General features: G+C 37.2%; 11 protein-coding genes and 1 riboswitch. All 11 genes read left to right on the plus strand.

What is annotated here, in order from left to right; genetic code table 11:
• Positions 1 to 47 precede the first annotated feature (47 nt).
• A riboswitch (SAM riboswitch) is annotated at positions 48 to 154 on the plus strand.
• Positions 155 to 230: 76 nt separating this feature from the next.
• The 11 genes from LPC21_RS04375 (at position 231) to cobA (ending at position 12,749) form a co-directional block, all read left to right on the plus strand.
• Entirely contained in the window at positions 231 to 1,193 is a 963-nt protein-coding gene (locus tag LPC21_RS04375; RefSeq protein ID WP_229318289.1) for an alpha/beta fold hydrolase, read from the plus strand.
• Between the two features lie 25 nt (positions 1,194 to 1,218).
• Positions 1,219 to 3,630 carry a bifunctional aspartate kinase/homoserine dehydrogenase I gene (gene thrA / locus LPC21_RS04380; RefSeq protein ID WP_229318290.1) on the plus strand — a complete coding sequence of 804 codons (2,412 nt, stop codon included), beginning with the start codon at positions 1,219 to 1,221 and terminating at the stop codon, positions 3,628 to 3,630.
• Positions 3,631 to 3,650: 20 nt separating this feature from the next.
• Entirely contained in the window at positions 3,651 to 4,082 is a 432-nt protein-coding gene (locus tag LPC21_RS04385; protein WP_229318291.1) for an OsmC family protein, read from the plus strand.
• 20 nt (positions 4,083 to 4,102) lie between these two features.
• The gene (locus LPC21_RS04390; protein WP_229318292.1) at positions 4,103 to 5,275 is read left to right on the plus strand and encodes a trans-sulfuration enzyme family protein; all 1,173 of its coding nucleotides are present in this window, start codon (positions 4,103 to 4,105) and stop codon (positions 5,273 to 5,275) included.
• A gap of 95 nt (positions 5,276 to 5,370) precedes the next feature.
• Positions 5,371 to 5,781 (plus strand): RrF2 family transcriptional regulator, encoded by a 411-nt coding sequence (locus LPC21_RS04395; RefSeq protein ID WP_229318293.1) that lies wholly within the window; start codon positions 5,371 to 5,373, stop codon positions 5,779 to 5,781.
• 121 nt (positions 5,782 to 5,902) lie between these two features.
• Positions 5,903 to 6,805, plus strand: coding sequence for a sulfite exporter TauE/SafE family protein (locus LPC21_RS04400; protein WP_229318294.1), 903 nt, complete (start codon positions 5,903 to 5,905; stop codon positions 6,803 to 6,805).
• Positions 6,805 to 7,506 (plus strand): phosphoadenylyl-sulfate reductase, encoded by a 702-nt coding sequence (locus LPC21_RS04405; protein WP_229318295.1) that lies wholly within the window; start codon positions 6,805 to 6,807, stop codon positions 7,504 to 7,506. The genes LPC21_RS04400 and LPC21_RS04405 overlap by 1 nt, the downstream gene beginning before the upstream one ends.
• Positions 7,507 to 7,624: 118 nt before the next feature.
• Positions 7,625 to 8,524: a sulfate adenylyltransferase subunit CysD gene (gene cysD, locus LPC21_RS04410; RefSeq protein ID WP_089081165.1), complete on the plus strand. Its 900-nt coding sequence runs from the start codon at positions 7,625 to 7,627 to the stop codon at positions 8,522 to 8,524.
• A 110-nt stretch (positions 8,525 to 8,634) separates the two neighbouring features.
• A complete protein-coding gene (locus LPC21_RS04415; RefSeq protein ID WP_229318296.1) occupies positions 8,635 to 9,879 on the plus strand; it encodes a sulfate adenylyltransferase subunit 1 in 1,245 nt (414 codons plus the stop codon).
• Between the two features lie 16 nt (positions 9,880 to 9,895).
• The gene (locus LPC21_RS04420) at positions 9,896 to 11,986 is read left to right on the plus strand and encodes a nitrite/sulfite reductase (protein WP_229318297.1); all 2,091 of its coding nucleotides are present in this window, start codon (positions 9,896 to 9,898) and stop codon (positions 11,984 to 11,986) included.
• Positions 11,979 to 12,749 carry a uroporphyrinogen-III C-methyltransferase gene (cobA, locus tag LPC21_RS04425; protein ID WP_229318298.1) on the plus strand — a complete coding sequence of 257 codons (771 nt, stop codon included), beginning with the start codon at positions 11,979 to 11,981 and terminating at the stop codon, positions 12,747 to 12,749. Before LPC21_RS04420 ends, cobA begins: the two co-directional genes overlap by 8 nt.
• Positions 12,750 to 12,780 lie beyond the last annotated feature (31 nt).

The raw sequence follows: 12,780 nt of genomic DNA on the forward strand, positions 1-12,780 counted from the left end.
AAATATGCCGTTAATTTGCAGCTCAAAGTTCAAATAAACGTATTGAAATGTTATAAAGAAAGGTAGAGGGATTAGACCCGATGAAACCTTAGCAACCCTTCGGTAAATCGAAGAAGGTGCTGCATTCTACCACAGCAATGTGGAAAGATAACACGAGATTTTTCTAGCTTCCTTCTAGATTTTCTTTCTAATATTTCCAACACAAATCAACAATCACAATCGATTTGACATTGGAAAATAAAACCAACCAAATACAAATACACAATTTTACCACCGAAAGTGGTGTGTTATATCCTACACTACATTTAAGCTATCAAGTATTTGGCCCAAGCTTGAATACAGCTCCTATTGTTTTGGTGAATCACGCCTTAACAGGTAATTCCAACGTAATTGGGGCACAAGGTTGGTGGAACGATTTAATTGGAGAAGGCAAAACGATCGATACAAATAAATACAGCGTTCTAGCATTTAATGTACCAGGAAACGGATACGATGGTTTTGGTATTGAAAACTACCAAGATTTCAACGCGAGAGATATCGCACGAATATTTAATCAGGGAATTGAAGCGCTACAAATTTCACAGTTGTTTGCCATTATTGGCGGGTCTGTTGGTGGAGGAATAGCCTGGGAAATGGCCGCATTAAACCCTAAAATTACCCAACATTTGATTCCAATTGCAACCGATTGGAAATCGACAGATTGGTTGATTGCTAATTGTTTTTTGCAAGAACAAATTTTAGCTAATTCGTCAAAACCAATCGAAGATGCGCGCATTCACGCCATGTTATGTTATCGAACTCCAGAATCCTTTTCGTCCAAATTCCAACGTACAACCAATGAAGAATTAGCCGTTTTCAATATCGAAAGTTGGTTAGCCCATCACGGGAATAAGTTGCAAAAACGGTTTCAGTTATCGGCGTATAAAATGATGAACCATTTGCTAAAGACGATTGATATTACTAGAGGCAGGGATTCTTTTGCAACAGTAGCGGCAACAATCGAAGCTACTATTCATATTATTGGGATTGATTCGGATTTGTTTTTTACAGCAAATGAGAATCGCGGTACTTATGAAGAATTAAAAAAATATAAAGAAAATGTATCCTATCAAGAAATTGTTTCCATTCATGGTCACGATGCTTTTTTGATAGAATACCAACAATTACATAATTTATTGGCTACCATTTTTTAATGGTACAACCAAAAAAACAGACACAATGAAGATTTTAAAATTTGGAGGAAAGTCATTATCTAACGGAGATGGATTAGATAAAGTGGTAGCAATTATTTTAGACAAAGTTAATCAAGGTGAGAAAATTGCCGTGGTGGTTTCGGCGCGTGGCAATGCTACTGACGAATTGGAAGAGATGTTATCTATTGCATCCAAAAATGAAAGCTACAAGCCGCAATTGGAACAGTTTAAATTAGAGCAACAAAATGGTTTTGCTGAAGTTGATTTTACAGAAGAATTTACCGTTTTAGAAAAATTATTTGAGGGTGTAAGCTTAATTGGGGATTACAGCAGTAAAATTAAAGATCAAATTTTGTCGATAGGCGAAGTACTTTCTGCTAAATTATTGACCGCTATTTTACTTAAAAATGGAGTGACTGCTCGTTTTGCAGATAGTAGAGAATTGATCAAAACCGATTCAAAATTTGGCGATGCACAACCCATTGAACACGCCTCTAAAAAAAATGTAGTACAGTATTTCAAAGAGAATGAGGATGCAGTAAATATTGTGACCGGTTTCATTGCTTCGAATGCGAAAAATGTGACTACTACTTTAGGAAGAAACGGAAGTAATTATACCGCTTCTTTGATTGCGAATTATTTGAATGCCGAAGAATTACAAAACTACACACACGTTGACGGAATCTATACCGCAAACCCTGACTTAGTTCCCGATGCCAAGAAAATTGATTATTTGACTTTTAACGAGGCCAATGAGTTGGCTAATTTTGGCGCAACCATTTTACACGCTAAAACGATCATTCCATTATTAGAGAAAAACATTCCGCTTCGTATTTTGAATACCTTCAATCACGAAAATAAAGGCACCTTAATCCGATCTACAGCGAGTAAAGAAGGAATCAAAACACTTTCAGTTTTGGAAAATGTGGCCTTGGTCAATTTAGAAGGACGCGGTTTGCTTGGAAAAACCGGTGTCGATGCCCGAATTTTCAAAGTTATGGGTGACAATGATATCAGTGTGAGTATCATTTCGCAAGGTTCTTCTGAAAGAGGAATTGGTTTAGTGGTTGATGCAGATAAAGCGTCTTTAGCGATGATTCAGTTGGAGAAAGAATTTGAAAATGATTTCTATTCGAAAGATGTCAATAAAATTTCGGTGACCGATAATGTATCGGTTATTTCTATCATCGGACAAGACTTAAGTACTTTTCACAAGCCCTATACGGCATTGATTAAAAATAAAATTGTTCCAATTTTGTTTAACAATACCGTTACCGGTAAAAACGTGAGTTTGGTGGTGAAGAAAACGGAATTGAATCGTGCTTTGAACGTAATTCACGGAGAGATTTTTGGGGTTTCCAAAAAAATCAACATAGCTATTTTTGGTCACGGATTAGTTGGAGGAACTTTAATTAACCAAATTTTAGAATCGGCTACCGCTATCGAAAAACGCAAAGATGTGAAGTTGAATATTTTTGCTATCGCCAATTCTAAAAATGTTTTGTTGAATAAAAATGGGGTAACTCCTAATTGGAAAAACGAAATCCAAAACAAAGGGACTTTATACACCATTCAAGATGTGATTGATTATGCCAATGAACACCATTTGGAAAACTTAATTGCTATTGACAATACGGCGAGTGCCGAATTTGTAGAAAATTATATTCCGTTGATTGAAAGTAGTTTTGACTTAATTTCGTCCAATAAAGTAGCAAATACCTTGAGTTATAGTTTCTATAAAAAACTACGCAAAGTATTGGCCGACAATCAAAAAACCTATTTGTATGAAACCAATGTAGGAGCCGGTTTGCCATTGATTGATACGATTAAATTATTGCACCTTTCAGGTGAAAATATTACTAAAATAAAAGGGGTGTTTTCTGGAACATTGAGTTATTTGTTTAATAACTTCTCTGCCAAAGACGTTCCGTTTAGCGACGTATTGAAAGAAGCCATTGACAATGGGTATACCGAACCCGATCCAAGAGAAGATTTATGTGGAAACGATGTAGGTAGAAAATTGTTAATTTTGGCGCGTGAATTGGATTTGCAAAACGAATTCGAAGAAATCGCTATTCAAAATTTAATTCCGGAACATTTACGAGAAGGAAGTGCATCTGAATTTTTGACCAAATTGAAAGAATTTGATGCGGTCTACGCCAAAATAAAAGAAGACCAACAACCGAATCATGTGTTACGGTACATCGGCGAATTGTCTGGTGATTTGCAAAGCGACAAAGGAAATTTAGAAGTGAAATTAGTAACAGTCCCTTCAGACACAGCTTTAGGTGGATTGAAAGGATCGGATTCATTCTTCGAAATTTACACTGAATCCTATGGAGATCGACCAATTGTAGTTCAAGGTGCGGGAGCTGGTTCAGCGGTAACAGCAAGAGGGGTGTTTGGAGATATTTTAAGATTGTCAGACAAAGGATAATATTTATACAAACAAAACAAATGAAAATAACATTAGAAAGAGTAAACGATAACTTTCATTTTCAATTGAAAAACGACAGAGGACACCTTGTCAATGTCGATGCACGTCCTGCCTTTGGAGGAAACGACATGGGACCAAGTCCAATGGAATTGGTGTTAATGGGTGTTGCGGGTTGTAGTGGTATTGATATGATTTCGATTTTGAAAAAACAACGTCAAGAAATTACGTCTTTTAAAGCGGAAGTAGAAGGAGAACGCGTACCCGTTGGTGAGGCCAATCCGTTTAAAACAATTCATGTTGTTTTCTTTTTAGAAGGCCCAATCAACGAAGACAAAGCAGCTAGAGCGGCTAAATTATCGTTTGAAAAATATTGTTCGGTTTCCAAAACCTTAGAACCAACCGCTACCATTTTGTACAAAGTTGTATTGAATGGAGTGGAATTAGCGAATTAAAAAAAATAAATACAACTACAATGAACGAAGAAGATTTCGGTTTTGAAACTCAAGCGATACGCGGTCAATTAGAAAGAACACAATACTTGGAGCATTCGGTGCCTTTGTATTTAACCTCTAGTTTTGTTTTTGAAGATGCAGAAGACATGAGAGCTTCCTTTGCAGACGAAAAAGAACGCAATATCTATAGTCGTTATAGCAATCCCAATACGATTGAATTCATCAATAAAGTGTGCCAAATGGAAGGAGCCGAAACCGGTTTTGCTTTTGCATCAGGTATGGCAGCGGTGTATTCTACTTTTGCGGCTTTATTGAAATCGGGAGACCATATTGTTTCGGCGAGTAGTGTTTTTGGGGCAACCCATTCGTTGTTTGTGAATTATTTTCCCAAATGGAATATCGAAACAACCTATTTTGATTTAAATCATCCAGAAACCATTGAGAGTTGTATTCAACCCAATACTAAAATTTTGTTTGCCGAATCGCCAACAAATCCTGCGGTAGATATTATCGATCTGGAATTATTGGGAAAAATTGCCAAAAAACACAATTTGATTTTAATTATTGACAACTGTTTTGCAACGCCTTATTTGCAACAACCTATCAAATGGGGTGCTGATTTAGTGATCCATTCGGCAACTAAATTGATGGACGGTCAAGGACGTGTTTTAGGTGGAATCACAGTGGGTAGCGCCGATTTGATAAAAGATATTTATCTTTTTTCTAGATTGACTGGGCCAACATTATCACCGTTTAATGCCTGGGTTTTGTCGAAAAGTTTGGAAACATTAGCCGTTCGTTTGGAAAAACATTGCGAGAATGCTTTGAAAGTGGCTGAGTTTTTAGAAAACCATCCTCAAGTAAATAAAGTGAAATATCCGTTCTTGAAATCGCATCCGCAATATGCTATTGCGCAAAAGCAAATGAAATTAGGAGGCAATATTGTAGCTTTCGAAATCAAAGGTGGAATCGAAGCGGGAAGAGCTTTCTTGGATAAAATTAAATTATGTTCGTTGTCACCCAATTTAGGAGACACTAGAACAATTGTTACGCATCCGGCATCAACAACACATAGTAAATTATCTGTTGAAGAACGTTTGGCAGTGAGTATTACCGATGGATTGGTTCGAGTTTCGGTAGGTTTAGAAACTGTTGCCGATGTCATTGCTGATTTGGAACAAGCTTTGTCTTAAAATTTAAGATGTGCGATAGTGGATTTTCGATTTAGTGTTATAATTTCGCACTTTGCAGATCGTAAATCATGTATCGTAAATCGAATATATAAATCATGTTATCAAAAAAAACAAAGTACGGAATAAAAGCATTGACTTTCTTGGCACGCCAAGAGAATCAAACGCCGGTGCAAATTGCAGAAATTGCCAAGAGTGAGCATATTTCGATTAAGTTTTTAGAAAGCATTTTATTACTCTTACGTCATTCGGGTTTTTTGGGAGCCAAAAAAGGGAAAGGTGGCGGTTACTATTTGATCAAAGAACCGAAAGATATTAATATGGCGCATGTGTACCGTATTTTAGAAGGTCCTATTGCCTTACTTCCTTGTGTAAGTCACAATTTTTATGAAAAATGTGATGATTGTGTGGATGAAGTGAACTGTTCCGTTCATAAACTAATGACCGAAGTCCGCGATAACACTCTGATGATACTCGAAAACAATACGCTCGCAGACGTTTCTTTTTAAATTCAAACTTTTTAAATTTCCATTTTGTAATTAGTAAAAAAGTACTATTTTTGCACTTTAATCTACTTTACCGATAGGGTAATAGATTTTTACATAAGAAAATTAAGAATAAGCTGTAATAATGAGTCGAGAAGCTAAAGAAAATAGATTAGAAGCCAATACAAAAGTACCCTTCAAACAACGTTTGTGGGTGATTATTCCAGTTGCTTTGTTAGTGGGTTTAATTTCAAGTTTAATCTACAACCATCATGCGGAGTTTTCTTGGGAGGGTTTACTAGCAGGTTTCGATCAAGAGTTTTTGGTTTTTTTCTTAATAGGAGTATTTGCTCAGTTAGTAGACGGCACTTTAGGAATGGGGTATGGGGCTACTTCCACTTCGTTCTTATTGGCCTACGGAATTCCACCAGCAATAAGCAGTACGGGAGTTCACGTTGCCGAGATGTTCACAACAGGAGCTTCTGCAATTTCGCACCACCGTTTTGGAAATATCAATAAAAAATTAGTGAAACACTTGTTAATTCCAGGTGTGTTAGGATCTGCTGTGGGAGCTTATTTGCTTTCGGATGTTATCGACGGAGATGTAATTAAGCCTTTTATTGCGGTTTATATGATTGCACTAGCGATCATCATTATTAGAAAAGCAGCTCAAAAAAATATCATCAAAAAGAAAACCAAGCGCTTGAGTGTCCTTGCTTCTTTTGGAGGTTTTATGGATGCTGTTGGTGGCGGTGGTTGGGGACCAATTGTAACCTCTACTTTGTTAGGTCGCGGTAGAAATCCACGTTACACTATAGGCTCTGTAAATGCTGCCGAGTTTGCTGTTTCTTTTGCCAGTGGGGTAACTTTTATGCTTTTTGGCGGAATTGAAGGTTGGCAAGTCATCATTGGTTTGATTTTAGGAGGAGTGATGGCAGCACCCATTGCCGCCTTTTTAGTGAACAAAATTAAAAGACAACCTATGATGATAGCAGTGGGAATATTAATTATCATTTTAAGTTTGCGAACCTTATCTAAATTACTATAATGAGTACATCAGTCGTAGCCAGTTTATTGGAAAAAACAAAGGACTTCTCTATCGAGGAGACGCTTGCTTTTTTAGCGAATGAATATCCAAATCAAGTAGTTTTTTCTACTTCTTTTGGACAAGAAGATCAAGTGATTACCGATTTGATTGGTCAAAATCAATTGCCAATTACCGTATTTACTTTAGATACCGGGCGTTTGTTTCAAGAAACCTATGATGTATTTCATAAAACAGTTAAAAAATACAAGACCGAAATCAAAACCTATTTCCCTGAAACAGCAGCCGTAGAAAGCTTGTTGAATGAAAAAGGGCCGAACAGTTTTTACAGCTCGGTAGAGAATAGAAAAGAATGCTGTTTCATTCGAAAAGTAGCGCCTTTGACAAAAGCCTTGCAAGGCAATGCAATTTGGATTACCGGTTTGCGAGCAGAGCAATCAGAGAACAGAAGCGACTTGAACTTTTTTGAATACGATGCCCATTTTGATATCATTAAATTCAATCCATTACTAAAATGGACATTGCAGGAAGTGGAAGAATATTTAGAAAAGAATAACGTGCCGCAGAATACCTTACATAAAAAAGGTTTTGTGAGTATCGGATGTGCGCCATGTACCAGAGCAATTTTGCCTGGCGAGGACATCAGAGCAGGAAGATGGTCGTGGGAATCAAGTCACAAAGAATGTGGCTTACACCAAAAATAGTGATTAGTCAATAGTAATTAGTGATTAGAATATAATAAATAAAAAAGTAGTGGAAAGTTTAATGATAAGAGGTTAACCAACCTTAAACCTTAAACTTTAAACTTTTAAACAATTATAAATGAGTTCAATAGTAAAAACAAATGCTTTAGAAAGCGAAGCAATTTATATTTTCAGAGAAGTAATTGCTCAATTTGAGAAACCTGTATTGCTTTTTTCAGGTGGAAAAGATTCGATCACCTTAGTGCGTTTGGCACAAAAAGCTTTTTTTCCAGCAAAAATACCTTTTCCATTATTGCACGTTGATACCGGGCATAACTTTCCAGAAACGATTGAGTTTAGAGATAAGTTGGTAGCCGAATTAGGATTAGAATTAATCGTTCGTAACGTTCAGGATGCTATTGACCAAGGAAAAGTAGTAGAAGAATCTGGGAAGTATTCTAGCAGAAATAGTTTGCAAACGACTACGCTTTTGGATGCGATTGAAGAATTCAAATTTGATGCATGTATTGGTGGCGCGCGAAGAGACGAAGAAAAAGCAAGAGCTAAAGAACGCATTTTTTCAGTACGTGATGATTTTGGTCAGTGGGATGAAAAAAACCAACGTCCTGAATTGTTTGATTTGTTGAACGGAAAAATTGAATTGGGTCAAAACGTTCGTGTTTTTCCAATTTCAAACTGGACCGAATTAGATGTTTGGAGTTATATCGAACAAGAAGGCATTGAAATTCCGTCAATTTATTTTTCACACAAACGTAAAGTGTTTTTAAGAGACGGATTGATTTGGTCTCATTCCCCATTTGTGTACCAAGAGGAAGATGAAGAAATCGAAGAACGAATTGTTCGTTTTAGAACCGTGGGAGATATGAGTTGTACGGCTGCTGTTGAATCCTATGCCGCAACCATTCAAGAAGTAGTAGGAGAGATTCGCTCATCCACTATTTCTGAAAGAGGTGCTAGAATTGACGATAAACGATCAGAAGCAGCTATGGAGAAAAGAAAACAACAAGGGTACTTTTAAGCCCCCTAACCCCCAAAGGGGGGACGAAGGAGCGAAAAAAAATAAACAAAATATTAATTTAAAATCAAAACTCAGCTCCCTCCCTTTTGGGGAGGGCTGGGGAGGGGCTTATGGAAGTTTTAAAAATAGCAACAGCAGGAAGTGTAGATGATGGAAAGAGTACTTTAATCGGGAGGTTATTGTATGATACCAAATCATTGACAACGGATAAAATTGAAGCAATAGAAAAAAGCAGCAAGCAAAAAGGATACGATTATCTTGATTTTTCTTTGGCTACGGATGGTTTAGTTGCCGAAAGAGAGCAAGGAATTACAATTGATGTAGCCCATATTTATTTTTCGACTGCAAAGAAAAGTTACATTATTGCCGATACTCCAGGTCACGTAGAATATACGCGTAACATGGTAACGGGAGCTTCGACTTCGCAAGTGTCCATCATTTTGATTGATGCGCGAAAAGGAGTAATTGAACAAACCTACCGTCACTTTTTCATCAATAATTTATTGCGTGTGAAAGAGGTAATTGTTGCGGTAAACAAAATGGACTTAGTGGATTATTCAGAAGAGGTTTTTAACAAAATCAAAGCCGACTTCCAAGCCTTGAATGCCAAAAGTTCGTTCAAAGAACAAAACGTAAGTTACATTCCGTTGAGCGCAATTAACGGCGGGAATGTAGCCGATAAATCTGAAAATATGCCTTGGTATACTGGGCAAACGGTATTGGAACACTTAGAAGATTTAACTCCTGAAGATGTTTTTGAAACCGGTCAAACGCGTTTTCCTGTGCAAACAGTGATTCGTCCCAAAACAGAAGAATACCATGATTTTAGAGGATATGCTGGGAAATTATATGGGAATTCCATTAAAGTAGGCGATGCCGTTACAGTTTTACCTTCTTTAACCGAATCAAAAGTGTCCAAAATCCACTTCTTTGACCAACAATTTGATGAAGCCAAAGCAGGTTCCTCTATTGTATTGGAATTAGAAAACGACATCAACGTGACTCGAGGAGATATGATTGTAAAATCAGGAGAATTACCTCAAGTAGAAAAAGATATCAATGCGACTATTTGCTGGATGGACAGCAAGAAATTAGTCTCAGGAACCAAGTATTTAGTGCAACACAATACCAATAGAGTTTTGGCTAAAATTGATGCAATCAAAAATGTAATTGCGACCGATTATTCTGGTGCGACTCCGGCTTCGCAATTAGCCATTAACGAAATTGGAGAAGTAACCATCAAATTAAGCAAAGCATTGTATTTTGATAAATACAACGATAACAAATCCAATGGAGCGTTTATTTTAATTGACGCCAATACCAACACAACAGCGGGAGTTGGATTTATTAATTAAATAAAAGCCCACAAAAATGGAAAGTTTTAGAACCGAAATAGAAAATCCGATTGTCCAAAAAGACATCATTGATTTAGAAAGAAAAATACGATTATTCAAAGAAGGTAAAATTGATGACGAACGTTTTCGTAGTCTTCGTTTGGCTAGAGGTGTATACGGTCAACGTCAAGAAGGAGTACAAATGATTCGTATCAAATTGCCTTTTGGTAAAGTGAGTAGCGAACAATTAGTGCGAATTACTAAAGTATCTGACGAATATTCGACTGGGCGTTTGCATATTACTACGCGTCAAGACATTCAAATTCACTACGTAAGTTTAGATAGAACACCGGAGCTTTGGGCTAATTTGGAAAAAGACGATATTACCCTTCGAGAAGCTTGTGGAAATACGGTTCGAAATATTACAGCGAGTGAAAATGCAGGAATTGACCCAGAAGAACCTTTTGATGTGTCGCCTTATGCGCACGCTTTGTTTCAATTTTTCTTGAGAAATCCGGTTTGTCAAGAAATGGGACGTAAATTCAAAATGTCTTTTTCATCTTCTGATAAGGATACCGCTTTGAGTTATTTGCACGATTTAGGATTCATACCAAAAATTGTCAATGGAGAACGCGGATTTAAAGTAATGTTAGGTGGTGGATTAGGTTCGCAACCCAGCCATGCCGAATTGCTTTCTGAATTTGTTCCGGTCAACCAAATCATTCCGATGACAGAAGGTGTCTTGCGTATATTCGATCGCTATGGCGAAAGAGCCAAACGTTTGAAAGCCCGTATGAAATTCTTAATCAAAGAAATTGGTAGAGATGAATTTTTACGATTGGTAGAAGAAGAGAAAAAAGCCTTGTCGTACCAAACAGTGGAAATTGATACTACTGCCTTTGAAGGTCCAATTCCAGCACCAGCTTTGGAAGTTCCTAAAGTAACTATCGAAGATGTTGCTGCTTTTGAGGCTTGGAAAAAATCAAATGTAATCGCGCAAAAACAAGCCGGTTATGTAGCTATCGGAATCAAAGTAGCGTTAGGTGATTTTTATACGGATAAAGCAAGAGCTTTGGCCCATTTGATTAAAAATTACGGCGCCAATGAATTGCGTTTTACCTTGCGTCAAGACATTTTAATTCGCTACATAAAAGAAGAAAATTTACCGTTCTTTTACCAAGAATTAGCCAAGTTGGATTTTGTTACTTTAGGGTACAACACCATTAATGACGTGACGGCTTGTCCTGGTACCGATACTTGTAATTTAGGAATTGCTAGCAGTACCGGAATCGCAGTAGAATTAGAACGCGTTTTAGCAACAGAATATCCACAATATAGCAACAATCAAGAAATCACGATTAAAATTAGTGGTTGTATGAATGCTTGTGGACAACACAATATGGCAGAAATTGGTTTCCAAGGAATGTCTATCAACTCTGGAAAATTAGTAGCACCAGCCCTTCAAGTTTTGTTGGGAGGTGGTAACTTAGGAAATGGCCAGGGACGTTTTTCAGATAAAGTAATTAAAATCCCAAGTCGAAGAGGACCTGAAGCTTTGCGTTTGATCTTAAATGATTTTCAAGCCAATGCAAATGGACTATCGTTCTTGAATTATTATGATGCCAAAGGTGAAAAATATTTTTACGAATTTTTGAAACCTTTAGCCGATGTAACCAATTTGACAGAAGCTGATTTTGTCGATTGGGGAAATGCTGACAACTATGTAAAAGCAGTAGGTGTAGGAGAATGTGCAGGAGTAGTGATTGACTTAGTAGCTACCTTACTGGTAGAAGCCAAAGACAAATTGACCTTCTCTCAAGAAGCATTGAACGACCAAAAATGGTCCGATTCTATTTACTTAACCTATGCAGGATTTGTTAATGCAGCCAAAGCTTTATTGTTGGCCGAAAAACAAAAAACAAACCACCACGCCGGAATTATTGATTTGTTTGATACCGTATTTGTGGAGACGAATACCATTCCATTAGCCACTACTTTCAAAGAGTTGGTGTACCAAATTAAAGACAACGAACCTTCGGAAGCGTTTGCCAAACAGTATTTAGAACAAGCCACAGCGTTTTTTGCAACCATAGAAGAATACAGAGAAAAAGATTTAGCTAATGCATAAACCAATACAACCCAAAGTAACTTTAGTAGGTGCTGGTCCAGGCGATCCAGACTTGCTAACAATCAAAGGAGCCAATGCTTTAGCGGAAGCTCAGGTGGTTTTGTACGATGCCTTGGCCAACGAAGAAATTTTGACCTATGCCCCTAAAAAATCCATAAAAATTTTTGTGGGGAAAAGAAAAGGATGTCACGCCTATTCACAAGACGAAATCAATCAATTGATTGTGGACAATGCTTTGACTTACGGACATGTTGTACGTTTGAAAGGTGGCGATCCATTTATTTTTGGTCGTGGTAGTGAAGAAATTGATTTTGTAGAAAGTTTCGGAATTCCTACAGCCATAGTGCCGGGGATTTCTTCTTCGGTTGCAGTGCCAGCTTATCAAGGAATTTCATTAACTAAGAGAGGAGTTTCAGAAAGTTTTTGGGTAATTACAGGAACTACTTCGGATAGAAAATTATCAACTGATGTGGCTTTGGCAGCACAGTCATCAGCCACGGTAGTGATTTTGATGGGCATGAGTAAATTGAACCAGATTGTGAATTTGTTCCAAAATGAATCGAAAGGCGCGAGTCCAATTGCCATTATTCAAAATGGAACCACTCCCAAAGAAAAAATAGGAGTAGGAACCATAGATACGATTCAGCAAGTAGTAGCAGCAAAGAAATTAAGTTCACCAGCCATTATTGTTATTGGCGAAGTGGTGAGAGAAAGCAATAAACTGAAAGATTTTTATCACGATTATTTGATAGAAAAAAGATAAATAGCGTTCCTTTGGCGTGAGCCAATAAAGA

The sequence above is a fragment of the Flavobacterium ammoniigenes genome (assembly GCF_020886055.1).
GTDB classification, from domain to species: Bacteria; Bacteroidota; Bacteroidia; order Flavobacteriales; family Flavobacteriaceae; genus Flavobacterium; species Flavobacterium ammoniigenes.